Source organism: Paraconexibacter algicola, from assembly GCF_003044185.1.
Taxonomy (GTDB): Bacteria; Actinomycetota; Thermoleophilia; order Solirubrobacterales; family Solirubrobacteraceae; genus Paraconexibacter; species Paraconexibacter algicola.
The window spans coordinates 2071053-2095305 of the sequence record NZ_PYYB01000001.1; the positions used below are offsets into that span (position 1 = coordinate 2071053).

A 24253-nucleotide genomic window follows, 5' to 3' on the forward strand; every position below is an offset into this window, starting at 1 on the left:
CGGCACAATCCGTGGTCGTGCGCGACCGTCTTCTCGCCTTCCAGGAACGCCATCCGATCACGCCCGAGCGCTACACGAAGATCGCGTTCGCGGCCCTCGTGCTGCTGTCGCTCATCGTGTTCACCGGCGCGGCGGTGCGGCTCACCGGCTCCGGCCTGGGCTGCCCGACGTGGCCGAAGTGCACGGAGACCTCGGTCCACTCGTCGCTCGACACGCACGGCGTGATCGAGTTCGGCAACCGGCTGCTGACGTTCGTGGTGTCCGCCGGGACGGTCGCCGCCTGGCTGGGCGTGTTCCTCGTGAAGCCCGCCCGCCCGGACCTGAAGTACCTGGCGCTGTCGCTCCCGCTCGGCGTGGTGCTGCAGGCGGTCATCGGCGGCCTGTCGGTCCTGTTCCAGCTCGCGCCGGGCTGGGTCATGACCCACTACCTCGTCTCGATGGTCCTGCTGATCTGGGCGTTCGACCTGTGGTGGCGCTCGTCGCGCTCGCCGGAGGAGGTCCGGGCCGCGGGCACCGACCGCACGCTCGTGATCGGGATGCGCGTCCTATACGTGATGGCGTTCGTCGCGATCGCGCTGGGGACCATCTCGACGGCGGCCGGCCCGCACGCTGGAGCCTCGGGCACCGGGGAGTTCGTCGGCCGCTTCGACTGGTTCGGCGACGACACGCTGCGGCTCATCATCCACGTGCACGGCGTCGTCGTGACCGTGCTCGGGCTGCTGACGATCGCCGCGTGGTTCCGCGCCCGCACGCACGGCTCGCAGGAGCTGCGCACGACGCTGCTGCTCACGCTCGCGTTGATGGCCGCGCAGGGCGTGTTGGGCATCGTGCAGTACCGGCTCGAGCTGCCGGCCGAGCTCGTCTGGGTCCACGTCGCGCTCGCGACGCTCACCTGGGTGGGATTCGTGCACGGCCGTGCCGCGGCCGGCCGCCTGCCGGAGCGCGCGCCCGCTGCGCGCGAGATGGTCGGCCAGACCGCCTGAACCCATAGGGAGCGTTTGCGCGCCACTTTCCGGGTGACGGGCGAACTTCTCCACGGTTCGCGCGTTGGTGCAGCCGGGACCGGATGAACGACCTCCTGACGTTGACCGAGCGCCATGACGGCGACACCGTGGTCCTCGCCCTGCGCGGCGAGGCCGATCTCTCGACGGCGCCGCCGGTCGGCGATCGCGTGCGCGAGCTCGTGGAGGCGGGGGAGGAGCACCTCCAGGTCGACCTCACGGAGCTGAGCTTCCTGGATTCGACCGCGGTCGGCGTGCTGCTGCGCGCCCGGCGCGAGTCGGTCGACGCCGGCGCGTCGTTCGACCTCGTCTGCCCCGAGGGCCCGGCGCACCGCGTGCTCGACCTGCTCGGGCTGCTGCCCGCCTTCGGGCTCGCCGTCTAGGACGACCAGCCCCGCGCGCGGTCCTGTGCCAGCGCCCGCCAGAGCGCGAGGATCTCGCCGAGCGCGCGCGCCATCTCCCACGGGATGAGCCGGCCGCCGGCCACGTCGGCCCACGCGCGCAGCGGCTCCTCGACGATCTCCTCGCTGCGGAACCCCGGCGTCGCCAGCAGCCGCCCGAGCAGCTCGACGTCGAACGCCCAGCGGGTGCGGAACGGCCGGGCGAGCGCCGCCTCGAGCGCCGGGGTGCGGCGCAGCGCCTTGGCGCCGCACTGCGTGTCGTAGACCGGCAGGTCGAGCGCGAGCGACGCGACCGTCGCGTACACCCGCCCGAGGTAGTGGCGGCTGGCGGAGCGGCGGATGTCGCGGCCGAGCAGCGCGACGCGCGAGGCCAGCAGCACCGAGGTGTCCGGGCTGCGGTCCAGCAGGTCGAGCAGGCGCAGCATCTCCTCCCCGGGGGTGGCGAAGTCCGCGTCGAAGTAGGCGAGCCGCTGCGCGCCCGTGTCGAGTGCGGCGAGCAGCCCGTGGCGGACCGCCTCGCCCTTCCCGCGGTTGCGCGCGAGCGTCAGCGCGCGGACGTGCGGGCTGTCGGCGGCCAGCTCGGCGAGCAGCGCCGGGGTGCCGTCGGTGCTGCCGCTGTCCACGAGCAGGACGTCCGCGCTGTGGGCAAGCGCGAGGACGCCGTCGCGGGGCAGCCGTCGCGCCTCGTCGAAGCAGGGGATGACGATGGTCGCCCGGGCGGGGTCCGCCGGGCGCACGCCCTAGAGGACCGCGCCGACGATCGACGGCGCCAGCTGGACGGCCGCGAGGAGCAGCGCTCCGGTGAGCCCTCCGAGGACAACCGGGATCATCGCGGTGCGGCGCCGTCTCCAGGCGCGACGAGACCGCTCTCGGCGAGAGAAGGCGCTTGCGTAGATGTGCATGGGCCTGGCCATGGACGACACCCTCGTGCGCGATGAAACGTAGGGCGGCCCGCGGACGCAAGGATCGTTCGGCCCCGACCCCGCAAACTCCGCGGTACCGTTGACCGGGAAGACGACCACCGTCAGTGCTTGGGGGCAGGCATGGACAGCAGCAGGACCGGCGACGGCACCGACCGTCGACCGAGCGAGACCGCGCGGACGACCGTCGCCGCCCGCGTCCTCGGGGTGAGCCCGAACACGCTGCGCTCCTGGGAGCGGCGCTTCGGCGTCCCGGTCGCGCGGCGCAGCCCCGGCGGGCACCGCGTCTACGACCTCGGGGAGCTCGAGGCGCTGGCCGTCGGCCTCCAGGAGACCGGGGACATCCGGGCCGCGGTCGCCCGCACCCGCGCGATGGCGAGCACCACGCCGGCCCGCCAGGTGCTGACCGCGGCGCTGCGACGGTTCGCCGACGACGCGATCATCGACCAGCTCGAGCGCCAGAGCGTGCTGCGCGGGGTGGAGGCGACGCTCGACGAGCTGGTGGTGCCGGCGGTCGAGGCGCTCGAGGACGGATCGGCGGAGCTCGAGCACGCCGGGCGGGTGGTCCGCCGCTGGTGCGAGCTCGTCGCGCGGCTCCAGCCGCCGGTGCGCCCGGACGCGCCGCGGGTGCTCGTGCAGGAGGGCGCCCCGGCGACGGTCGCGGTCGCCACCTCGGCGGTGCTGGCCCTGGCGGTGCGCCGGGTCGGGCTGCAGCCGCTCGTGCTGACCGTGGCGACGGGGCCGGAGGGCTGGGCGCGCGCGGTGCGCATCACGCAGGCCCGGGCGGTCGTCCTCGGCGGACGCGACCGCGGCCGCCTCACGGCGATCGCGGAGCGCCTCGCGTCGGCGGCGCGCCCGCCCGCCCTGTGCCTGACGCACGGGGCGGTGCTGGACGCGGACCTCGACGTGGTCCGGCTGCCGCCCGGGACGGCGGCGGCGGCCCAGGCGCTCGCGGCGCTGCCGGGGCCGCCGACCGCGACGTCACCGGGGGACGCCGCGGTCGCCTGACCGGGAGCCGTTCCCCGCCTACGCCTCGGCGCGGACCGGGGCCGTGGCGGGCTCGAGCGCGACCTCGAGCACCTCGCCGATCGTCATGACCGGGTGGAACGTCATCTGCTCGCGGACGTCCTGCGGCACGTCGTCGAGGTCGCCGCGGTTGCGCTCGGGCAGGATCACGTCGGTGATGCCGGCCGCGTGCGCGGCGAGCACCTTCTGCTTGAGCCCGCCGATCGGCAGCACCCGGCCCTGCAGCGTCACCTCGCCGGTCATGCCGACCGTGTGCTTCACCGGCCGGCCGCTGAGCAGCGACGCCAGCGCGGTCACCATCGTGACGCCCGCGCTCGGCCCGTCCTTGGGGATCGCGCCGGCCGGGACGTGCACGTGGAACTCGCGGTCCACGAACGCGTCGTCGGAGATGCCGAGCTCGTCGGCGTGCCCGCGCACGTAGGTGAGCGCGATCCGCGCGGACTCCTTCATCACGTCACCGAGCTGCCCGGTCAGCGTCAGCCCGCCGAGGCCCTTGCCGGCCATCTCCGTCGCCTCGACGAACAGCACGTCGCCGCCGACACCGGTGACCGCCAGGCCGGTCGCGACGCCCGGCACCGCGGTGCGGGCGGCCGCCTCCTGGAAGACCTTCTGGCGGCCCAGCGCCTCCCGGATCTGCTCGAGGTCGATCGTGATCGCGTCGGCCTCCTCCTGCTCCTGGGCGGTGCGGGAGGCGATCCGCGTGGCGGTCTTGCGCAGCAGCGTGCCGAGCTCGCGCTCGAGCTGCCGGACCCCGGCCTCGCGGGTGTACTCGGCGACGATCGTCCGCAGCAGGTCCTCGGTGATCGCGACCTCGCCCTCGCGCAGCCCGTTGCGCTCCCGCTGGCGCGGGAACAGGTAGTCGCGGGCGATCGCGGTCTTCTCCATGACGGTGTAGCCGTCGAAGCGGATGACCTCCATGCGGTCCAGGAGCGGACCGGGGATGGTCTCCGCCTGGTTGGCGGTGGCGACGAACAGGACCTGGGAGAGGTCGAGCTCGAGGTCGAGGTAGTGGTCGCGGAAGGTCGAGTTCTGCGCCGGGTCGAGCACCTCGAGCAGCGCCGCGGTCGGGTCGCCGCGGTAGTCGGCGCCGACCTTGTCGATCTCGTCGAGCAGGATCACCGGGTTCATCGTCTTCGCGTCGCGCAGGGCGCGGACCAGCCGGCCCGGCAGGGCGCCGATGTACGTCCGGCGGTGGCCGCGGATCTCGGCCTCGTCCCGCACGCCGCCCAGCGACATGCGGACGAACTCGCGGCCCGTGGCCTTGGCGATCGACTCGCCGATCGACGTCTTGCCCGTGCCGGGGGGGCCGATCAGGGTGAGGATCGCGCCCGACTTCTTGTCGGACTCGATCCCGCGTTCCCGCCGGAGCTTCTCGATCGCCACGTACTCGACGATGCGGTCCTTGACGTCGTCGAGCCCGAAGTGGTCGCCGTCGAGCGTCTCGCGGGTGAACTGCGGGTCGAGCTTCTCCTCGCTGGTGACGCCCCACGGGACGGCGATGAGCCAGTCGAGGTAGGTGCGGATCATCTGCGCCTCGGAGCCGCCGCCCTCGCCGGCGCGCTCGAGCCGGGCGAGCTCCTTCTCGGCCTGCTCGCGGACGTGCTCGGGCATGTCGGACTCGTCGATCTTGCGCCGGTACTCGTCGACGAACGACGCGTCGTCCTCGCCGAGCTCGCGGCGGATCGACTCCATCTGCTTGCGCAGCAGGTACTCGCGCTGCTGCTTCTGGGCGCCGGACTCGACGTCCTCGCGGATGCGCCGGCGGATCTGCAGCTGCGTGAGCCGCTCGCGCTGGTACTCGAGCGCGAGCTCGAGCCGCTCGGTGACGTCGGTGGTCTCGAGCAGCTTCACCTTCTGCTCGAAGGTCAGGTCGGGCGCGTAGCCGGAGGTGTCGGCCAGGGCGCCGGGCTCGGCGATCGAGCGGACGAAGCCGGCGATGCGGCCGTCGTCGCCGCGCAGCTCGAGCAGCTCGTCGACGACGGCGCGGTACTCGCGCTCCAGGTCGCGGGTCCTGCCGTCGACGGGCGTGGCGTCGGGGGACTCGGTGACCTCGGCGCGCAGCTTGCCCATCGGGTCGTTGTGCGCGGCGCCGATGATGCCGCGGGAGATGCCCTCGAGGACCGCGCCGCGCGCGCCTCCGGGGAGCCGGACGCTGTCGCGCACGGCGGCGATGGTGCCGACGGAGGCGTACTCGCCCTCGTGGCGGGGGACGAGCAGGACGCGGTCCTCGTCGCCGACGTCGACCGGGAGGGTGACGTCCATCGTCGGGAAGATGACCGTGTCGTCGAGCGGGATGAGCAGAAGAGACGCCATGTTGTACGGATCCTTTGAGGAGTTCAACCGTTGCTTGCGCAAACGGTACCACAGTCCGTATAGTGATCTGCGTCGAACGGACTGAGATCGTCTGCTTGCTGCGCTGAAGGTAGCAGGGAGGGGTGACCGGCTCCGCGACAGGATTCCCGCGCCGCTCGCGGAACGTGTGTCGAGCCTCACGGAGTCCGCACGTAACGCGACGCACGTACCGACGTTGAATGAGAGCCATGCACGCCTTCCACGCCCACGAGACCCTCAAGGAGCTGCGCGCCGAGCGCGACGCCGTGGTCGCGGGCGCCGTGACCCTGGACGGCCCGACCCTCGCGGAGCTCGACGAGATGATCCGCGAGGCCGAGGTCCACTGGGTCGGTGCCGCGGTCACCGAGATCGCCACGCTCCGCGCGCAGCTGTCCGGCCCGCAGGTCGGCTGACGCCGGCCCAGGCCGACCGGCCGACCGCCGTCCTGCTCAGCCGCCGCGGCGCCGGCGCAGCGCGCGCCAGCCGTTGCCCACGATCGCGTGGGCCAGGGTGACGGGCGCCGGCTCCCGCAGGTCGGGGTCGCGACCCGCGCCGATGCGGTGCAGCTGCCGGGTGTGCCAGTAGAGGTCGACCAGCCCGTCGAGCTGCTTGTGCCCGAGCTTCTTGTCACCGGCCCGGATGCTCGTGCGTGACCCGTCCAGCAGTCCGGCGGGACCGTCCGTGTCGACCGCGAGCGGGCGTCCGATCCCGACGACGTCGATCGCCCCGGAGGCCAGCGCGTTGCGCATCGCCCCGACGTTGCGGAAGCCGCCCGTGAGCATCAGCGGGATCGCCGTGCGCTCGCGGACCTGCTCGGCGTAGTCGAGGAAGTACGCCTCGCGCTGCTGCGTCGAGGTCGCCGCCTCCAGCCCGACCATGGCGGGCGCCTCGTAGGTGCCGCCGCTGATCTCCAGCAGGTCGATGCCCTCCGCGCCGAGCGCCTCGACGACCGCCATCGACTCCTCCTGCGTGAACCCCCCGCGCTGGAAGTCCGCCGAGTTGAGCTTCACGCCGACCGCGAAGCCCGGCGAGACCGCTGCGCGGATCGCACGCACCACCTCGAGCAGGAAGCGCATCCGCTTCTCCGGCGTGCCGCCCCAGTCGTCCGTGCGCTGGTTGGCCAGCGGCGAGAGGAACTGGCTGACGAGGTAGCCGTGCGCGCCGTGCACCTGCATCCCGTCGAAGCCCGCGCGCTCCAGCACCGCCGAGGTCGTCGCGAACCGCGCCACGACGTCCTCGATCTCCGCGCCGGTCAGCTCGCGCGGGGTGACCGAGCCCGGCACCTTCGGGCGCACCGGGGAGGGGCCGACCGGGTGCTTGCCGGCGATCCGCAGCGCCTGCCGGCCCGGATGGTTGACCTGCGCCCAGACCTTCGCGCCCCCGGACCGCGCCGCCGTCGCCCAGCGCGTCAGCGCCGCGAGGTCGCGGTCGTCGTCGATCACGACGTTGTGCGGCTCGCCGAGGTGGTCGCGGTGCACCATCACGTTGCCGGTGATCAGCAGCCCGGTGCCGCCGCGACCCCAGCGCTCGTAGAGCCGCTCCAGCGCGGGGGTGGGGCGGTTGCGACGGTCGCCGAGCTGCTCGCTCATCGCCGCCTTCGCGAAGCGGTTCGCGAGCTCCTGGCCGTTGGGGAGCCGCAGGGGCGCGGCGAGCGGGTCGGCGCTCCCGGTGCTCGCGGGATCGTGCGCGGTGTCGGTCATGGGTGTGGACCATCGCACACGACGCGTCCGGCGAACGGCGCGCGGGTAGGGTCGCGACCATGAGCACGACGAACCGCCAGATCCGCCTCGCGTCCCGCCCGGTCGGCCTCCCGACCGACGAGAACTGGACCCTGACCGAGGAGCCGGTCGGCGAGCCGGGCGACGGCGAGATCCTCGTCCGGATCTCCCACATCTCCCTGGACCCGGCGATGCGCGGCTGGATGAACGAGGGCCGCTCCTACATCGCGCCCGTCGCGATCGGCGACGTCATGCGCGCCGGGACGGTCGGCGAGGTCGTCGCCTCGCACCACGACGCCTTCCCCGTCGGCTCGCACGTCGTCGGGGCGCTCGGCGTGCAGGAGTACGCGATCAGCGACGGTCAGGGCCTCACCCGCGTCGACCCGTCGCTCGCGGCGCTCCCGACCTATCTGGGCGTGCTCGGGATGACCGGCATGACGGCGTACTTCGGTCTCTTCACCGAGGGGCGGCCCCAGGAGGGCGACACGGTCGTCGTCTCCGGTGCCGCGGGAGCGGTCGGCTCGGTCGTCGGGCAGATCGCGAAGCTCAAGGGCTGCCGCACCGTCGGGATCGCCGGCGGGGAGGACAAGTGCCGGCTGCTCATCGAGGAGTTCGGGTACGACGCCGCGATCGACTACAAGGCCGCGGACGTGCCGAAGGCCCTGCGCGAGCTGGCCCCGAAGATCGACGTGTACTTCGACAACGTCGGCGGCGAGATCCTCGACGCGGCGCTCGCCCGGCTGAACCTCGGTGCGCGCGTCGTCATCTGCGGCGCGATCAGCCAGTACAACGCCACCGAGGCCGTCGCCGGTCCCGCGAACTACCTGTCGCTGCTCGTCAACCGCGCGTCGATGAAGGGCATGGTCGTCTTCGACTACGCCGACCGCTACGCCGAGGCCGCCAAGGAGATGGCCGGGTGGCTCGCCGAGGGAACGCTCGTGGCCCGCGAGGACGTCGTCGACGGGGGCGTCCCCGCGTTCCCCGACGCGCTGCTGCGCCTCTTCCGCGGCGAGAACACCGGGAAGCTCGTGCTCGCCGTCTGACGATTCGGACAACGCCCGGCGCGGATCTTGTCCGAGTTGCAGCGGACCGTTCCGGCGTGGGAGGCGTACGGTTCTCCGACGGTCAGAGTCCAGTTCTGCCCGACGGTCAGCCACATGCAGCTCCCCCAGTCGCGGTCACCGATTCCCGGGCCGGATCCGGCGCCCCCTCCCCGGGTGGCCGTCGTCGCCCTGCCCGCAGCGCCCTTGGCAGAGGGGTTCCTCGCGCGCGTCGAGGCGGCGGTCGCGAGTGGGGTGAGCGGCGTGGTCCTCGAGGGCGCGCCCGGGGCCCTGTCCTACGGTCACGGGCTCGCCGCGCGCTCCGCCCACGAGCGGCTCGCGCGGCAGGGGCTGCGCACGGTCGTGGTCGCCGACCCGCACGGGGACGCGCGAGCGCTCGACGCCGCCGCCTACCAGGGGGAGCGCGCCACCACGCTCGCCGCCGCCCTCGTGCTCGTCACCGACAGCGGGCCTCGTCCCGCGGACGACACCGCCACCGGCGCGGCTCCCGTTCCGCTGCCCGGCGCCGGGCGCTTCCCGGCCGCCCGGCCGGTCCCGGCGCAGCCCGAGCCGCTGGCCGACGAGACGCTCCGCGCACTCGCCGAGCTCGGCATCGCGCTGCGCACCGGGATCGTGCTCGCCGCCCGCGCGGGCGGCCTCGGGGTCGTCGAGTTCCTCGTGCTGGCCGATCTCGCGCTCGCTCCCTCGCGGGTCGGGCCGCTCGCCGAGCGGTTCGCGCTCAGCGAGGGCGAGACGCTCGACCTGCTGACCCGCCTGCGGGACCTGCGGCTCGTCGAGACCGCCGATGGCCACCACCACCTCACCGCGGTCGGTCGGGAGGTGCTCTACGCCCCGGCGCGTGAGCTCGTGAGCGACCTGGAGGCCGCGAACGCGCAGCTGCCGTCACAGGCCCGCCGGGACACCGTCGCGCTGCTCGGCCGCTGGCGCGCCGCGCACGAGGCGCACAACCGGCGCCTGCGGTCCTGGCTGCGCGGCGCCCGTCCCTCCCGCTGAGCGGGGCCCCGGCGTCCCGCCCGGCGCGGGCAGGACGACCGGTGCGCGAGCGCTTCGGGCTCAGGCGAACGGCGACCAGCGACGGTCCGCGAGCAGGTCGTCGACCGCGACCCGCAGCGCCTGCTCGACCTCCACGTCCGGCCGGGCGCGGACGGCGTCCGCGGCGCGCGTGAACGCTGCCGTCGTGAGCGCGTGCTGGCGGCTGCGCCGCACCGTCGCGCGAGCCACCCGGCGGTGCACGTCGGTGAAGTGCCGCAGCCACAGGTCCTCGAGCGCCCGCTCGTCCCCGGCGGCCAGACGCTGCGCGTCGGCGCGGTCGTCGCCACGCGCGAGCTCCGGCTCACGGGCGACCGGACGCTGCACCCAGGCAAGGCGGTCCGCGTACGCCGTGGCGATCCGCGGCAGCTCCGGGATCCGGGCCGGCGCCATGGCACCGGTGGCGCGACGGTCGACCGCGGGCACGTTCGCCGGGTCGGGGCTGGCGGAGCGCCGGTCCAGGACGACCTCGACGCCCGGCCAGTGCGCGAACCAGCTGCGCAGCGGGTGGTAGAGCTTCGCGAGGTCGGCGGGGACGACGCAGTAGACGACGGTGCGATGGCTGCGAGGAGCCACGACGGCGGTGTGCATGCTGAACCCTCTCCGTGGGTGTGTGTGCTGACCGGGCCGCGGTCCGTGCGGCCCTGCCCGTCGATCGGGTCCCGCGCGGTGCGCCTTGACGAGTCCCGGGCGACCGTGGACGACCGCCCGGGCGGCGCATCCCCGAAAAGGAGGAGGTCCAGGGTCCCTGGACGACGGAGGCCCCGCCCGGTGATCCGGACGGGGCCTCGGAGGTCATTGGGGCCGGAGGGCGACGCCTACTGGTGGCGCAGGTAGCCGCCGCAGTGCGGGCAGCTCGCTCGATCCGACACGCGTGCCGCAGGCCACAGCCGCAGGCACTTCGCACAGAGGACTTTCATGGTCCTCCTTCCTTCGTCATGGGTGATTCCGTTCCTACGTTCATCGGCACGCACCGGCCGTCGCTGAAGGCCCGGGCGTGCTGAGGGAGGGATACCCGGGACGGGGCCCTCCAACCGTCCTACGGCCCGGCGCGGGCGCCCGATCGCGCGGGCGCGCGCCGCGCTCAGCGACAGGCCGCCAGACGGCGCGTGGTGGTGCGCGTGCGGCCGCGGTCGTCCCGGGTGGTGATGCGGACCGTGACGGTGCCGCGCGCCGAGCGGCGCACCCGCACCCGTTGCAGGTCCCGGCCGCGGACGACCTGTGCCCGTCGCGCACCGACCCGGATCACGGCGCGCACGATCCGCCGCCCGGGGCGGGCGCGCAGCGCGAGCGCCGGGCGCGCCGTGCACGCCCGCGGCGGGGCGGCGACCGCGGTCGGCGCGGGCGGGCACGAGGCGGTGACGTAGCAGCGCAGGGCAGGCTCGGCCTCGACCTGCCCGGTCAGCAGGCGCGGCCCGACGTTCGACGCGATCCGCGCCTCCTCGGTCAGGAACTCGTTCCCGGCCACGCCGGGCATCAGCGCGGGCAGGCACACCGCCGGCGGGGCGGCACGTCGAAGGTCCGCGGGCGCTCCCGGATGGCGGATCGCGTCGATGGCGACCGCGTAGGCACCCGGCGAGGCGATGATCGCCAGGTGCTCGGAGACGTCGGTCGGGCACACGTCCTGGACGGCGACGTTCGTGACGTTCGGGCCCGCGGGCAGCACCGACAGCGCCCCGTCCACGTTCGGGGTCACGACCTCGTCGGTGCGCGTGAAGATCGCGGTGTACGCGATCTCCGGGAAGGTCTGCTGCCCGGAGTTCAGGGCGGCCATGAACGCCGAGTCGCGTCGCTGCTGCCACGCCGCGGGCACGCAGCGCCCGATCGCGCACGCCCCGGTCGCGACCGCCGAGCCGATGTTGTTCAGCGGCGCGAGCCCGACCAGCGACGAGATCATCGGGCGGATGTCCGGCCAGAAGCGGATCGCCCACCGCGGCAGCGTGCTCGCCCCCTGGCTCCAGCCCAGCAGCACGACCCGACGCCCGCTGCGCGCGTGGATCCGACGCACCGCGTCGACGACGTACTCGGCGGCCACCTGGATGTCCCCGTTGGTGTGCTCGGGCAGCGTGACGTCGCAGGCCGGAATGCCCTGCGCGGTCAGCACCTTGCGGTAGTTCCAGTCGAACGCCTCGCCCGGGTCGACCGTCGTGCCCGGGATCAGCAGCACGACATCGCGCGACGCCCCGGTGATCTCCGGGCAGCGCAGCGACGCGTCCAGGGCCGCACGCGGCACCGACAGCGCCGGACCAGGCGCATCGACCGGCGCGTAGGGCGCCGCCGCCACCGCCGACCCGGCCGCCGTCGTCATCGCCACCGCGAGCCCCAGCAGGACCCCGCGCCTCCCCGCGCTCCTCCGCATGGCCGCGAGCCTAACGAGGGTGGGGGGCGCCCGTGTCTGGTCGGGTGCGGGCGCGGGTGTGGGTGCGGGTGTGGGTGGTCCGCCTCGCTGCGGTGGGCCGCCTCCGGCGGCCCACCGGATGTCGCTCGGCGGACCACCCACACCCGCGCGGACACCCGACCGGTGCGGGCGGCGGCTTGGGGAGCAGGCGGGGCAGGCGCCTGCTGCTCGTCGGGAGCGTCGTGGGCGGGGCGCCGTGCGGCACGGTCGTCTGGTGCGTGATGCGCAGCTGCCGTCTTGCGAGCACGCCGATCCCGAGCACGCTGCGGGATGCCTGGGTGGGACGGGATGCCGAGCGGCATCCGGTGCGCCGCCGGAGGCGGCGTGCCGCAGCGAGGCATTCCGTGCCACCCAGGCCTGCCGGAGGCGGCGTGCCGCAGCGAGGCATCACGACCCGCGCGGGCCGATCGGACCCGACCCGGGAACGAGAAAGGGCGGCCAGTAGGCCGCCCCTCCCGTCAGGTCAGAACCTCCGTCCGAGGATCAGCCGCAGCCGGTGTTGTAGCCGCAGCTGGCGCAGGTGTGGCAGGCGCCGGTGCGCTGCATCGTCGCGTTGCCGCACTGCGGGCACATCTCGCCCGTCGGGCTCGCCTTGGCGACGGCGGGCACGACGCTGATCGGCGGCAGCTCGAGGCCGGTCGCCGACGCGGCGGCCTGCGCGGCCTGGTTCGGCGGCGTCTGGCCGTCGGTGTCCGGGCGGTACGCCATGTCGTTGACGGCCTGCTCGGCGCGCACCGCCGGGGTCAGGATCCCGAGCTCGCGCTGCACGTCGACGTCGCAGAACCGCGACGCCAGCCAGCGCATGATGTAGTCGGGCAGCGACTTCGCGAACGGGATCTCCGCGTTGCCGGTGATGCCCTCCGGCTCGAAGCGCATGTAGGCGAACTTCTCGACCAGGGTCTCGAGCGGGACGCCGTACTGCAGCGCGATCGAGATCGAGGTCGCGAACGAGTTCATCATGCCGCGGAGGGTCGAGCCCTCCTTGCCGATGTCGGTGAGGAAGATCTCCCCGACCGTGCCGTCCTCGTACATGCCGGCGGTGATGTAGCCGTCGTGGCCGGCGATCGAGAACTTGTGCGTGAGCGACTGGCGCTCGCGCGGCATCCGCCGGCGGGCGGGCGCCTCCTTGGCGGCGGCGATGAGGCCGGCGGCCTTCGTCTCGACGAGCGCGTCGAGCTCGGCCTGCGTGACGACGAGGGAGCCCTCCGGCACCTGGATCGTCTCGCCGGTCGTCGCGTCGACCGCGGTCGACTCGGAGGTCGAGTGCACCTGGATGTTCTTCGAGCCGTCGCGGTAGATCGCGAGCGCCTTGATGCCGAGCTTCCAGGCCTGGACGTAGGCGTCCTCGATGTCCTCGACCGTGGTCTCCTCCGGCATGTTCACCGTCTTGGAGATCGCGCCCGAGATGAACGGCTGCACCGCGCCCATCATCTTGATGTGGCCCATGTGGCTGATGGCGCGCTCGCCGACGGCCACGTCGAACACGGGCAGGTGCTCGGCCTTGATGCCGGGCGCCCCGACGATCGTGTTGTGCTCGGCGACGTACGCCTCGATCTGCTCGATCTCGTGGTCGGCGTAGCCGAGCGTCTCGAGCGCGAGCGGGACGGTGCGGTTGGCGATCGTCATCGAGCCGCCACCGACGAGCGTCTTGTACATGACCAGCGAGAACGCCGGCTCGACGCCGGTGGTGTCGCAGTCCATGAGGAACGAGATCGTGCCGGTCGGCGCGAGCACCGTCGCCTGCGCGTTGCGGTACCCGTGGACCTCGCCGAGCGCCACCGCCTCCTCCCAGGAGCTGCGCGCGGCCGCGAGCAGGCCCTGGTCCTCGCAGGTGCCCTCGGGGATCTGGTACGAGGCGTCGCGGTGCATCCGCATGACCGCGTTGTGCGGCTCGCGGTTCTCGTCGTAGCGCTCGTACGGGCCGATCGCGGCCGCGATCTTCGCGGACTGCGCGTACGCGCGGCCGGTCATCAGCGCGGTCAGCGCCGCAGCGGTGCCCCGGCCCTCGTCGGAGTCGTACGGCATGCCGTTGGCCATCAGGTACGCGCCGAGGTTGGCGTAGCCCATGCCGAGCTGGCGGAACGCGCGGGCGTTGACGCCGATCTCCTCGGTCGGGTAGCTCGACGGGCCGACGATGATCTCCTGCGCGAGGAACAGGACGTCGATCGCGTGCTGGTAGGCGGCGACGTCGAGCGAGCCGTCCTCCTTGCGGAACTTCATGAGGTTCAGCGACGCGAGGTTGCAGGCGGAGTCGTCGACGTGCATGTACTCCGAGCACGGGTTCGACGCGTTGATGCGCCCCGAGTTCGGGCACGTGTGCCACTCGTTGATGACCGTGTCGTACTGGACGCCCGGGTCGGCGCAGCGCCACGCCGCGTCCGCGATCTCGCGCATGAGCTCGCGCGCGTCCATCGCCTCGCCGATCGGCTCACCGGTCAGGCGGGCCTTCGTGCGCCACTCGCGACCGTCCTCGACGGCCTCCATGAACTCGTCGGTGACGCGCACCGAGTTGTTGGCGTTCTGGTACTGGATCGACAGCATGCCGTCGCCGTCGAGCGACATGTCGAAGCCGGCCTTGGCCAGGGCGCGGGCCTTGTCCTCCTCCTTGGCCTTGCACCAGATGAACTCGCGGATGTCCGGGTGGTCGACGTCGAGGACGACCATCTTCGCGGCACGCCGCGTCTTGCCGCCGGACTTGATCGTGCCCGCCCACGAGTCGGCGCCGCGCATGAACGAGACCGGGCCGGACGCGGTGCCGCCCTTGCTCAGCTGCTCGCTGCTGCCGCGGATGTTCGAGAGGTTGATGCCCGAGCCGGAGCCGCCGCGGAAGATGCGACCCTCGCGCGTGTTCCAGTCGAGGATCGAGTCCATGGTGTCGTCGACCGAGAGGATGAAGCAGGCGGAGCACTGCGGCTGCTCCTCGAACCCGACGTTGAACCAGACGGGCGAGTTGAACGCCGCCATCTGGTTGAGCAGGATGAACGAGAGCTCGGCCTCGAACGCGTCGCCGTCCTCGGCGGTCGCGAAGTAGCCGCGCTGGCGGCCCCAGTCGGCGATCGTGCCCGCGACGCGGGTGATCATCTGCTTGACCGAGCGCTCGCGCGCGGGCGAGTCGAGCTGGCCGCGGAAGTACTTCTGGGCGACGATGTTCGTCGCGTTGAGCGACCAGGACTTCGGGAACTCGACGTCCTTCTGCTCGAACGACCCGACCGAGGCGGTGCGCAGCTCCCACTCGACCTGGTCGAACGGGTGCACGCCGGGGGTCGTGAAGAAGCGCCGGACGGCCAGCGGCTCGCCGCTCCGGACGTCGGTCGAGAGTGCCGTCTGCGGGGTGCTGTCCATCAAGCCTGCTCCTCTTCCGGCCACCTGATCCCTGGCGGGGCGGCCACATGGGGGTCTGTTCGTCGGGCTGAGGAGTATCCGACAGGGGTCGGACAGCAACCGGGGGGTCGGAGACGAAAAGCCCGGACCTTGCGGACAAAGAAATTCTACCGCGGGGGGAGCGCCGACCAGACGACGTAGCGCCCGTCGCGGAACAGCTCGGGCTCCCCCTGCATGCAGGCCACCAGGGCCCGCCCGCGAGGGGTGTCGGGCTGGATCTGGGCGATCACCCAGCCGCGCGCGCGGCGCGCCCGCGTGGTCGCGCAGGGCTCGTCCGCCGGGATCAGCAGGACCCGGTGCTGCAGGCGCTCGCCGACGAGCGAGCCGAGCACCGCGGGGGCCATCGCGACCTCGCGGCCCTCCCCGATCGTGAACGTCGGGTCGCGCAGCAGCGCTCCGAGCACCGGCCGGTCGAACAGCTGCAGGCCCGCGTGGCGCAGCAGGTAGCCCTCCGCCTGACCGGCCATCACGAGCGTCGCGAAGCCCGCCGCGACCACCGGCGTGAGTCGGCGCACGGGCACTCGTCCCTCGAGCGCGGCGACCCGCGGGGCCGCCCCGACGACGGCGGCGCCGAGCAGCCCGCCCGCGACGATCGTCGCGACCGACGGCGTGTACGGGAAGCCCAGCTCGGCCATCCGCAGCAGCGACGCGACGAGCGACAGCATCAGCACGCCGGTGCCGACGCGGCGCGTCCACGTCCCCGCGCCGGAGGTGGCGACCGCGACCGCGACGGTCGCGCAGGCCAAGGCCGGGAGCAGGTAGCGCGTCGCGCCGACCGCGAGCTCGTCGGACTGGATGCCCGTGTAGGGCGCGTTCATCCAGAAGAAGACCCCGAGGACCGTGGCGGCGGCGAGCAGCAGCGCGGCGCGCGTGCGGCGCAGCAGCGGCACGAGCAGCGCCCCGACGAGCAGCCAGAAGCCGCCGGAGACCGTCTCGAGGTAGAGGTCGGCGCGGCCCGAGAGCATGCCGGACGGGTCGTCGAGGAACGAGGCGTCGAAGCCCCGCAGCGCGGGCGGCAGCGGATCGCTCCCCGGGCCCTCGACGAACGGCCACAGCGGCGAGCCGTGGTCGACGAGGTTGCGGGTCATCCACGCCAGGCCGACGACGGCGCCGAGCGCGACGCACGGCGCGAGCGTCCGCGCGGCGAGCGGCAGCAGCGACGCGCGGGCGTGCCATGCCGCGGTCCCGAGGGCCAGCAGCAGCAGCGGGGCGGGCGTCGTCTTCGTGCCGACGGCCAGCCCGGCGGCGACGATCGCGGGACCCAGCAGCGACGGTCGCCGGGTCGACGCCGCGCAGAGCGCCGCGCACACGACCGCCCAGGTCAGGGCGGGCAGGTCGGTCAGCGGGCCGCCGAGCTGCACGGCGACGAGCGGCATCGTCAGCAGCGCGGCGGTCGCCACCCCGGTCACGAGCCGGTCGACGCCCAGCGCACGCAGCCCGCAGACGGCGGCGAGGGCGGCGAGCGCCCAGAGCATCGGCGACCACACCGACATCGGGACGAGGCTGTGGGTGATCCCGGTCATCCACGCGAGCGCCACCTCGTTGGTCAACGGGTAGTTGCCGACCGGCAGCCCCTCGATCAGCGGCGTCGCCGCGCCGGTGTCCCCGTCGGGCATCCACGACGCGACGAGGGGCAGGTGGTAGATCAGCCCGTCGACGTCGAGGTGCGGGAAGCGCAGCTGCCACGACGTCCACGCGACCCACGCGCCCGCCGCCGCCCCGATCGCGAACCGCGCGGCCTGCGGCTGGGCGGGCCACCAGGCGCGCCAGGCGCCGAGCAGCGGCGCGGCCGGTGCGGGGAGCACCTCGCGCGCGAGGACCCAGGCGAGCACCGCGCCGGCGAGCAGCAGCACGGGCGAGGCGGCGAGGTCGACCCGGCCGAGCGCCAGCGCCTGGGCGACCGCGACCGCGACCGCCAGCGGCGCGGCGGCGACGAGACGCAGCAGCCCGTCCGCCCCGCAGGCGGCGGCCGCACGCAGGCCCGCGGCGCCGAGGGCGAGGCACGCCGCGACGAGCGCGGCGTGATGGATCAGCGGCGACACGCGCCGGATCGTATGGCGCACCGGCGCGCGGTGGCGCCGCGGGCCCGCTTGCGGGGACCGGCGACGGGCGCGCGCGCACTATCGTCCGCGGCCCGTGACGACCGAGGCGACAGCCGACCCGACCGCGTGCGCCTGGTGCGGCGTCGGCTTCCCGATCGGGGCGCGCCGCGTGCCCGGCGGGCTGCGCTGCGAGGCCTGCGGCGTCGTGACGACGGCGCCGTGGCCGACCGACGACGAGCTCGACGCCGCGTACGCCGGCTTCTACCGCCCGGAGTCCGGGCGGTTCTCCGGGCCGCTGGACCGGCTGCTGGCCCTGAGCCGCGGACGCCTCGCGACGCACCTCGACGCGGTCGCACCCGTGGGACCGGTGCTCGACGTCGGGGCGGGGGACGGCACGCTGGTCCGCGCGATCCGCCGCACCGGCCGGGACGCGATCGGTCTCGAGCGGGCACGGCCCGACATGCGCGACGCCGCCCCCAGCGACCTCGAGGCGGAGGACACCCGCTACGCGGCGGTCGTCTTCTGGCACGTGCTCGAGCACCTGCGCGACCCGGCCGACCAGCTCGCCGCCGCCGCACGGCTGCTGCGGCCCGGCGGGATCCTCGTCGTCGCGGTCCCCAACGCGGCGAGCCTGCAGGCCCGCCTCTTCGGCCACGACTGGCTCGCCCTCGACCTCCCGCGCCACCTCACGCACCTGCACCCGCGGGCGCTCGAGACGCGCGCGCACGAGCTGTCCCTGACCGTGCTGCGGCGCAGCCAGCTGCGCGGCGGGCAGGTGCTCTTCGGCTGGATCCACGGGCTCACGCGGCGCCTCACCGGCCTGGACCTCTACGACGCGATCCGTCGCGCGGAGGCCCAGCAGACGCCGCACACCGGTCCGCGCCGGGCGCTCACGCTGCTCGCCGGGACCGCGCTCGCGCCGCTCGCGCTGCTCGGCGTCGCGGTCGAGGTCGCAACACGGCGCAGCGGCACCATCTACCTTGAGCTGCAGCGATGAGCCGCGAGGGCAAGAAGATCACGGTCGTCATGCCCGCGCGCAACGCGGCGACGACGCTGGAGAACACGGTCGGCGCGATCCCGCCGGACTGGGTCGACGAGATCCTGCTGGTCGACGACCACAGCTCCGACGACACCGTCGACGTCGCGACGCGCCTGGGTCTGCGCGTCATCTGGCACCCGCACAACACCGGCTACGGCGGCAACCAGAAGACCTGCTACCTCGACGCGCTCAACCGCGGCGCCGACGTCGTGGTGATGCTCCACCCCGACGGCCAGTACGAGCCGCACCTGATCCCCGACATCGTCCGCCCGATCCTCGACGGCGAGGCCGACCTCGTCCTCGGCTCGCGCCTGCTCGACCCCGACGGGGCGATCGCCGGGGGGATGCCGCGGTGGAAGTACGCGGCCAACCGCTTCCTCACCGTCGTCGAGTGCCGCGCGCTGGGCGTCGAGTTCGCCGAGCTGCACACCGGCTACCGCGCCTACAGCCGCGACATGCTCCTCGGCGTCCCGTTCCTGCGCAACGCGCTGGACTTCAGCTTCGACAGCGAGATGCTGTTCCAGGCGATCTCGCTGGGCTTCCGCGTCACCGAGGTGCCGGTCCGCACGATCTACCACGACGACGCGTCCTCGGTGGACTTCCGCAACGGCGTGATCTACGGGACGAAGACGCTCGTGGCGCTCGCGCGCGTGAAGCTCCACCAGGCCGGCGTGTGGCGGTCGCGCAAGTACGAGCGGGTCGTCAAGCACGAGAAGCCCGAGGTGGCCGCATGAGCGGGAAGGTCGTCACCGGCGAGCGGGTCACCACGCCCGAGGGCGGGTTCAACCCGACCTGGCAGCGGCACGTCGCCGCCTACCGCGGCGCGGCCGCGCTGCTCGACGCGGCCGGCGTCGCCGCGGACGCGACCGTGCTCGACGTCGGCTGCGGCATCGGGCACAGCTTCACCGAGCTCGCGCCGCGCCCGACGATCGGCGTGGACCTCGACGCCGGGGCGCTGGCCGGCCAGGACCGCGAGACGCACGTCGCGGACATGCGGGCGCTGCCGTTCGCCGACGGGTCCTTCGACGCGCTGGTGGCGATCCAGTCGATCGAGCACGTCCCCGACGCCGACCGGGCGCTCGCGGAGTTCGCGCGCGTCCTGCGCCCGGGCGGCACGGCGGTGCTCGTGACCCCGAACCGGCTGACGTTCGCGCGGCCCGACGAGATCATCGACCCGTACCACTACGTCGAGTACGACGCGCAGCAGCTGCACGCGGCGTGCGCGCCGTTCTTCGGCGGCGGGGTGGAGGTCGTCGGCCTGTTCGGCAGCGACCGCTACCGGGCGCTCGTCGACGCGGAGAAGGCGAAGCTCGACCGGCTGCTCGCCAAGGACCCGCTGCGGCTGCGGCGGCTCGTCCCGCGCCGCGCGAAGATGGTCCTCTACGACCGGCGGCTGACCGCCGAGCGGCGCCGCGACCCGGATCCGCGGGCCGCCGAGATCACCCCGCAGGACTTCCACGTCGGGCGCGAGGACGTCGACGCGGCGCTGGACGTCGTGGCGATCTGCCGCCGCGCCTGAGCGCTCAGGGCGCGGTCAGCGCGAGCACGATCAGCCGGGCCGCCTCGTCGGCGACCGCGGGCACGCGGGCGTCCCACGCGGTGTCGGTCCGCCAGGTGTTGACGAGCCCGAGCAGGGCGCCGGCGAGCGCGACCGCGGTGAGGTGGTGGTCGCGGTCGGGCAGCAGCCCGGCCTCCACGAGCCGTGCGGCCTCGAGCTCGATCAGCGCGACGAAGCGGTCGATCGCCGCCTGGCGGGCGGCCTCGGCCTCGGGGCTGACGCCGACGGTCTCGACGAGCGCGACGCGCGCCCAGCGCCGGTCGGAGGTCATGACCTCGAGGTAGGCGGAGCAGGCGGCGTGCGCGCGGGCGTGGAGGTCGAGGGGGTCGACCGCGGCGAGCGCCGTGACGACGGCGGCGGTGGCGCGCTCGTTGAGCTCGTCGTGCAGCGCGACGAGCAGGGCCTCGCGGGAGCCGAACTCCTCGTAGAGGTTGCGCGTCGAGACGCCCGCGGCGGTGCAGAGCGCCTCGATCGTGGTGCCGCGGAAGCCCTGCGGGCCGCCGAACGCGTCGAGCCCGGCCTCGAGCATCCGCGCGCGCCGGGCGGCGCGCCGCTCGTCGGCGCTCTGCTTCCCGTACTGCCGTCCCGCGGTCGCCATCCCACACAGCCTATCTGGTCAGCGAGCTTGCCAAACGCGCCGGGGGCGGGTAGCGTCGCATCTGGTCATGACCCCGACCAGATGATCGGGGTCGCAACAACGAGGCAGGAGAGAGCCCGTGCGTCCCACCGTCCCCGCCGTCGTCCTCGCGCTCGCCGCGGTCGTCCCCGCGACCGCCGGCGCCGCCACCCCGACGTTCGCCCCCTACGTCAGCACCCCGACCGGGAGCGGCCTCGGTCCGGGCCCGGCACCGCTGGCCACCGTCGCCGCCGACCTCGACGCCGACGGTCGGCCCGACGTGGTCACCGCCGGGGACTTCGGGCAGGGCGAGCTCATCGCCCTGCGCAACCGCGGCGGCGGCGACTTCGGCGCGCCCGCCCGCGTCCCCGGCACGACCGGCGCCCAGGCCGTCACCGCCGGCGACGTCGACGGCGACGGGGACGACGACGTCGTCGCCATGACCGCCACCCAGCTCGTCGTCCTGCGCGCCCAGGACGGCACGCTCACCGCCGGCGCGCGCCTCGGCGTCCAGCTCGGCGCCCAGCTGCAGGTCGTCCTCACCGACCAGGACGGCGACGGCGACCTCGACCTCGCCGTCCCGAGCTTCACCACCGTCCAGACGTTCCGCAACGACGGCACCGGGAGCTTCACCGCCGGACCCCGCGTCCCCGTGCCCGGGGCCACGTCGCTCTCCGCGGTCAGCCCCGCCGACCTCGACGGCGACGCCGCCCGGGACCTCCTCGCCGCCGACGGCGGCACGGGCGTCGTCCACGCGCTGCGCGGCCGCCCCGACAGCGGCTACCTGGTCAGCGGCCGGGTCGCCGCAGCGGGCTTCGGCCTCGAGGACGTCGCCGCCGTCGACCTCGACGACGACGGCCGCGACGACGCCGCCGCGATCGGCTCGTTCAGCTTCACGCTCGCGACGGCCCTCGGGGACGGCCGCGGCGGCTTCCGCTCCCCGCTCGCGACCCTGCGTCCCGGCGGCTCCGGGCCGACGAGCGCCGGCGTCGGCGACCTCGACGGCGACGGCCGCGAGGACCTCGTCGTCTCCACGATCGCCACGCCCGCGCCCGTGCTGCGCGTCCACGCCGGCGACGGCACCGTCCGCCCGCCGCTCGTCGCGTCGCTGCCGACCGGGATCGCCCCGCAGAACCCGGTGATCGCCGACTTCACCGGCGACGGGCGGCCCGACATCGTCGTCGCCGGTCCCGACCGCATCGACCTCCTGCGGAACACCACGCCGTGACCCGCCGGTGCCTCGCGGCGCTCGTCGCCGTCGCCGCGCTCGCCCCCGCGACCAGCGCGCCCGCCGCGACGCACCGCACCTGGCACGTCGACGCCGACGCGGCCCGTCCCGGCGACGGGACGGCCGCGCGGCCGTTCGCGACCCTCGCCGCGGTGGAGGCGGCCTCCCGGCCCGGTGACCGCATCGTCGTCGGGCCCTCGCTCACCGCGCTGGACGGTGGCCTGCGCCTGCAGCGCGGGCAGCGCGTCCAGGGTCTCGGCGACCCCCACGGCGGTCCCGGGGTCCCCGCCGCCCGGATCACGAACACCGCCGCGGCGCGGCTCGACGGCGACGCCGTGCGCCTCGCCGACCACACCGCGGTCCGCGGCCTGCGGATCGAGGCCCCGCGGCGCGGCGGCATCTACGGGCTCGACGTCGCGCGCGCGACCGTCACCGGCAACGACGTCAGCGGCCACAACGTCTCCTGCACGCCCGGATTCCTGATCCCGCCGTTCGCCGTCCCCACCACCGTTCCCGGGGTCGGGGTGCCGATCCGCGACGGGCTCCACAACGGCTGGGCCGCGATCATGGTCGACGCGGCGCGCGGCACCACGAACGTCACCGTCGACCGCAACCGCGTCCACGACGCCGACTGCGGCGACGGGATCGACGTGCGGATCTCGGGGGACGCGCAGGGCCGCGTCCGGATCCGCGGCAACGACGTGCGCGAGCTGCGCGAGGGTCCCGACTTCGAGTCCGTGCTGGCCATCGGCCTGCAGACCCGCGACCGGGCGCGGCTCGTCGCCGTGCTCGACGACAACCGCCAGCGCGGACTGGGCAACGACGAGGACCTCGGCGTCGGGCCGACCGGTGCCGACAGCGAAGGGGTGTTCGTGAACCCCGTCGGGGCCTCCCGCCTGCGCGCGACGATCACCCGCAACGACTACCGCCACACCCGCGGTCGCGGCGGCTTCTCCGCCAACGGCCTGGAGGTCGTCGCCATGGGGGAGGGCTCGCGCGGTCTCGTGACCGTCCGCGACAGCCACTTCTCCGGCACCCCCGGGGACGTGCTCGAGCTGCTCGCGCTCGGGACCGGCGCCCGCCTGGCGCTGCGCCTGGAGCGCGTCAGCGCCACCGGATCGACCGGCTTCGCCGGCTCCGGGTTCGGCGACACCGTCGCGATCCCCGGCAACAACGGCGACTGCCTCATCGCCGCCAGCGGCGGCGCGCGCAACGCGATCGACCTGCGCGTCCGCGACAGCGTCCTGCGCGGCTGCGCGAACAACGGCCTCACCTTCGGCGCCGCCGTGGCCAACGGGCGCGGGCCGAGCGCGTCGCTCGACGGCGAGATCACCGGCACCACGATCCGCGCCAACCGCGGCGCCGGGCTGCGCGTCGGCAACGTCGCCGGGCTCGACCGGCTCGCGCTGAAGGTGCAGGACAGCGACCTGTCCGGCAACCGCGGCGCGACCTCCTCACCGGCGAACGTCGTCGCCGAGGACCTCGGCACCACCGGCCGGGCGACGATCGACCTCGGCGGCGGACCGCTGGGCTCCACCGGCGGCGTCTGCCTCGGCGGCGGCCCGCTCGACGTCGCGCTCGTGCGCTACGACGTGCACCTGCGTCACGCCTGGTGGGGGCGGCGCGGAGGGCCCGCGACCGGCCGCACGCTCGCGGTCGGCGGCCGCCTCGACGCCCGCCAGCCGCTGGACGCCGCCCCGGCCCACTGCGGCCGGGACGCGCCGCTCAGCGGCCGAGCCGCACCCAGTCGGTGAAGTCCGCCCACGTGCCCGACATGCGCCAGCCCGCCTCCTGGCAGGCGTGCCGCAGCCGCGGCCACGACGCGGGCTCCCACGCCAGCGCGCGCGCGATCAGCCAGACGAGGCCGAGCAGCGCCAGGAACGCGCTCAGCACGCCCAGGCCCACGACCGCGGCGGGCAGCCCGTCCGAGTTGCCGGACGCCGGGTCGGCCTGGGCCGCCTGCTTGATCGCCCCGTCCGCAGCGGCCTGCGGGGGCGCCGGCGCCGGGTCGGGCTGCGGCGTCGCGCCCTGCGGCGTGGCGGTGGGCGCCGGGGTCGCCGCCGCGGACGGCTGCTCGCCGCCGGTCGCGGGCGCGGCGCCGCTGCCACCCGACCCGCTCGAGCCGCCGCCCGCGGTCGCCGGGGCGGCCGCTCCGGCACCGGCGTCGCCGCCGCCGCCGGAGCTCGGCTTCTTCGCGCAGTTGCCGTTGGCGCGGCTCTCGATCGCGAGCGTCACCGCCGCCGGGAAGTCCGGGGCGTACTGCTCGATGTCCGGCGTGACGTTGTCGCGCGCCTCCTTCAGCTCGGCGGCCGAGAAGCTGCACGGGTTGATCGCGCCGTCCTTCTGGAAGTCCTTGTAGACGTCCTCGAACGCGTCCGCGTGCGCGGGCGCCACGGGCGCGAGCAGCACCAGGGCGCCGAGCACCAGGGCGACGGCGCTGCGCGCACGGCGCAGGGGACGGACGGGGGACGGCGAGCCGCTCACCTCCCCGATGCTACCGTCGT

At 74.5% G+C, this 24253-nt stretch carries 20 protein-coding genes; 11 read left to right on the forward strand and 9 right to left on the reverse strand.

Annotation, left to right across the window (positions count from 1 at the left end; translation table 11 throughout):
* Window positions 1-17: 17 nt before the first annotated feature.
* Together C7Y72_RS09765 and C7Y72_RS09770 are read left to right on the forward strand one after the other, a co-directional pair.
* On the forward strand, window positions 18-983 hold the full coding sequence (locus C7Y72_RS09765) for a COX15/CtaA family protein (protein WP_158276763.1): 966 nt from the start codon (window positions 18-20) through the stop codon (window positions 981-983).
* 83 nt (window positions 984-1066) lie between these two features.
* On the forward strand, window positions 1067-1384 hold the full coding sequence (locus C7Y72_RS09770) for an STAS domain-containing protein (protein ID WP_107568558.1): 318 nt from the start codon (window positions 1067-1069) through the stop codon (window positions 1382-1384).
* Here the strand turns inward: C7Y72_RS09770 and C7Y72_RS09775 are convergent.
* The gene (locus tag C7Y72_RS09775) at window positions 1381-2139 is read right to left on the reverse strand and encodes a glycosyltransferase (protein WP_107568559.1); all 759 of its coding nucleotides are present in this window, start codon (window positions 2137-2139) and stop codon (window positions 1381-1383) included. The two genes, C7Y72_RS09770 and C7Y72_RS09775, sit on opposite strands and share 4 nt — an antisense overlap.
* 306 nt (window positions 2140-2445) lie before the next feature.
* Here C7Y72_RS09775 and C7Y72_RS23735 point away from each other — a divergent pair, with 306 nt between their 5' ends.
* Window positions 2446-3330 carry a MerR family transcriptional regulator gene (locus C7Y72_RS23735; RefSeq protein ID WP_199223900.1) on the forward strand — a complete coding sequence of 295 codons (885 nt, stop codon included), beginning with the start codon at window positions 2446-2448 and terminating at the stop codon, window positions 3328-3330.
* 18 nt (window positions 3331-3348) lie between these two features.
* On the opposite strand, the gene lon is transcribed toward C7Y72_RS23735, so the two are convergent.
* Window positions 3349-5661, reverse strand: a complete 2313-nt coding sequence (gene lon / locus C7Y72_RS09785; RefSeq protein ID WP_107568560.1) for an endopeptidase La — start codon at window positions 5659-5661, stop codon at window positions 3349-3351.
* A gap of 227 nt (window positions 5662-5888) precedes the next feature.
* On the opposite strand from lon, the gene C7Y72_RS09790 reads away from it, so the two are divergent.
* Window positions 5889-6092, forward strand: a complete 204-nt coding sequence (locus C7Y72_RS09790; RefSeq protein WP_107568561.1) for a hypothetical protein — start codon at window positions 5889-5891, stop codon at window positions 6090-6092.
* Window positions 6093-6128: 36 nt separating this feature from the next.
* Here the strand turns inward: C7Y72_RS09790 and C7Y72_RS09795 are convergent, their stop codons facing one another.
* On the reverse strand, window positions 6129-7379 hold the full coding sequence (locus C7Y72_RS09795; RefSeq protein ID WP_107568562.1) for an NADH:flavin oxidoreductase/NADH oxidase family protein: 1251 nt from the start codon (window positions 7377-7379) through the stop codon (window positions 6129-6131).
* A 59-nt stretch (window positions 7380-7438) separates the two neighbouring features.
* On the opposite strand from C7Y72_RS09795, the gene C7Y72_RS09800 reads away from it, so the two are divergent.
* Window positions 7439-8440, forward strand: a complete 1002-nt coding sequence (locus tag C7Y72_RS09800) for an NADP-dependent oxidoreductase (protein ID WP_199223901.1) — start codon at window positions 7439-7441, stop codon at window positions 8438-8440.
* A gap of 174 nt (window positions 8441-8614) precedes the next feature.
* Window positions 8615-9451, forward strand: coding sequence for a hypothetical protein (locus tag C7Y72_RS09805; protein WP_107568563.1), 837 nt, complete (start codon window positions 8615-8617; stop codon window positions 9449-9451).
* Between the two features lie 60 nt (window positions 9452-9511).
* Here the strand turns inward: C7Y72_RS09805 and C7Y72_RS09810 are convergent, their stop codons facing one another.
* The 4 genes from C7Y72_RS09810 to C7Y72_RS09825 all read right to left on the reverse strand — a co-directional run bounded on the left by C7Y72_RS09810 (window position 9512) and on the right by C7Y72_RS09825 (window position 17308).
* Complete coding sequence (locus C7Y72_RS09810; RefSeq protein WP_107568564.1) at window positions 9512-10078, reverse strand: hypothetical protein; 567 nt, start codon at window positions 10076-10078, stop codon at window positions 9512-9514.
* Between the two features lie 493 nt (window positions 10079-10571).
* On the reverse strand, window positions 10572-11846 hold the full coding sequence (locus C7Y72_RS09815; protein ID WP_199223902.1) for an alpha/beta fold hydrolase: 1275 nt from the start codon (window positions 11844-11846) through the stop codon (window positions 10572-10574).
* 522 nt (window positions 11847-12368) lie between these two features.
* Window positions 12369-15227 (reverse strand): vitamin B12-dependent ribonucleotide reductase, encoded by a 2859-nt coding sequence (locus C7Y72_RS09820; RefSeq protein ID WP_107568565.1) that lies wholly within the window; start codon window positions 15225-15227, stop codon window positions 12369-12371.
* Window positions 15228-15373: 146 nt separating this feature from the next.
* Window positions 15374-17308, reverse strand: coding sequence for a hypothetical protein (locus tag C7Y72_RS09825; protein ID WP_107568566.1), 1935 nt, complete (start codon window positions 17306-17308; stop codon window positions 15374-15376).
* 94 nt (window positions 17309-17402) lie between these two features.
* Between C7Y72_RS09825 and C7Y72_RS09830 the strand changes: the two genes are divergently transcribed.
* From C7Y72_RS09830 to C7Y72_RS09840, 3 genes are read left to right on the forward strand one after another with little or no spacing between them, the layout of a single operon-like run.
* Window positions 17403-18305, forward strand: coding sequence for a class I SAM-dependent methyltransferase (locus tag C7Y72_RS09830; protein WP_158276764.1), 903 nt, complete (start codon window positions 17403-17405; stop codon window positions 18303-18305).
* Complete coding sequence (locus C7Y72_RS09835) at window positions 18302-19081, forward strand: glycosyltransferase family 2 protein (protein ID WP_199223903.1); 780 nt, start codon at window positions 18302-18304, stop codon at window positions 19079-19081. The genes C7Y72_RS09830 and C7Y72_RS09835 overlap by 4 nt, the downstream gene beginning before the upstream one ends.
* Window positions 19078-19866, forward strand: a complete 789-nt coding sequence (locus tag C7Y72_RS09840) for a class I SAM-dependent methyltransferase (RefSeq protein ID WP_107568568.1) — start codon at window positions 19078-19080, stop codon at window positions 19864-19866. The genes C7Y72_RS09835 and C7Y72_RS09840 overlap by 4 nt, the downstream gene beginning before the upstream one ends.
* Window positions 19867-19870: 4 nt before the next feature.
* On the opposite strand, the gene C7Y72_RS09845 is transcribed toward C7Y72_RS09840, so the two are convergent.
* The gene (locus C7Y72_RS09845) at window positions 19871-20503 is read right to left on the reverse strand and encodes a TetR/AcrR family transcriptional regulator (RefSeq protein ID WP_107568569.1); all 633 of its coding nucleotides are present in this window, start codon (window positions 20501-20503) and stop codon (window positions 19871-19873) included.
* A 118-nt stretch (window positions 20504-20621) separates the two neighbouring features.
* Here C7Y72_RS09845 and C7Y72_RS09850 point away from each other — a divergent pair, with 118 nt between their 5' ends.
* Both C7Y72_RS09850 and C7Y72_RS09855 read left to right on the forward strand, forming a co-directional pair.
* The gene (locus C7Y72_RS09850) at window positions 20622-21749 is read left to right on the forward strand and encodes an FG-GAP repeat domain-containing protein (RefSeq protein WP_107568570.1); all 1128 of its coding nucleotides are present in this window, start codon (window positions 20622-20624) and stop codon (window positions 21747-21749) included.
* Entirely contained in the window at window positions 21746-23503 is a 1758-nt protein-coding gene (locus tag C7Y72_RS09855; protein ID WP_107568571.1) for a right-handed parallel beta-helix repeat-containing protein, read from the forward strand. Before C7Y72_RS09850 ends, C7Y72_RS09855 begins: the two co-directional genes overlap by 4 nt.
* Here C7Y72_RS09855 and C7Y72_RS09860 read toward each other — a convergent pair.
* Window positions 23475-24233 carry a hypothetical protein gene (locus C7Y72_RS09860; RefSeq protein ID WP_107568572.1) on the reverse strand — a complete coding sequence of 253 codons (759 nt, stop codon included), beginning with the start codon at window positions 24231-24233 and terminating at the stop codon, window positions 23475-23477. The genes C7Y72_RS09855 and C7Y72_RS09860 overlap by 29 nt on opposite strands.
* Window positions 24234-24253 lie beyond the last annotated feature (20 nt).

Excerpts from the sequence above, each read along its gene's own strand:
- C7Y72_RS09770 (WP_107568558.1), top strand. The coding sequence starts at position 1,067 with ATGAACGACCTCCTGACGTTGACCGAGCGCCATGACGGCGACACCGTG.
- C7Y72_RS23735 (WP_199223900.1), top strand. The coding sequence starts at position 2,446 with ATGGACAGCAGCAGGACCGGCGACGGCACCGACCGTCGACCGAGCGAG.
- lon (WP_107568560.1), bottom strand. The coding sequence starts at position 5,661 with ATGGCGTCTCTTCTGCTCATCCCGCTCGACGACACGGTCATCTTCCCG.
- C7Y72_RS09790 (WP_107568561.1), top strand. The coding sequence starts at position 5,889 with ATGCACGCCTTCCACGCCCACGAGACCCTCAAGGAGCTGCGCGCCGAG.
- C7Y72_RS09795 (WP_107568562.1), bottom strand. The coding sequence starts at position 7,379 with ATGACCGACACCGCGCACGATCCCGCGAGCACCGGGAGCGCCGACCCG.
- C7Y72_RS09800 (WP_199223901.1), top strand. The coding sequence starts at position 7,439 with ATGAGCACGACGAACCGCCAGATCCGCCTCGCGTCCCGCCCGGTCGGC.
- C7Y72_RS09810 (WP_107568564.1), bottom strand. The coding sequence starts at position 10,078 with ATGCACACCGCCGTCGTGGCTCCTCGCAGCCATCGCACCGTCGTCTAC.
- C7Y72_RS09815 (WP_199223902.1), bottom strand. The coding sequence starts at position 11,846 with ATGCGGAGGAGCGCGGGGAGGCGCGGGGTCCTGCTGGGGCTCGCGGTG.
- C7Y72_RS09820 (WP_107568565.1), bottom strand. The coding sequence starts at position 15,227 with ATGGACAGCACCCCGCAGACGGCACTCTCGACCGACGTCCGGAGCGGC.
- C7Y72_RS09835 (WP_199223903.1), top strand. The coding sequence starts at position 18,302 with ATGAGCCGCGAGGGCAAGAAGATCACGGTCGTCATGCCCGCGCGCAAC.
- C7Y72_RS09840 (WP_107568568.1), top strand. The coding sequence starts at position 19,078 with ATGAGCGGGAAGGTCGTCACCGGCGAGCGGGTCACCACGCCCGAGGGC.
- C7Y72_RS09845 (WP_107568569.1), bottom strand. The coding sequence starts at position 20,503 with ATGGCGACCGCGGGACGGCAGTACGGGAAGCAGAGCGCCGACGAGCGG.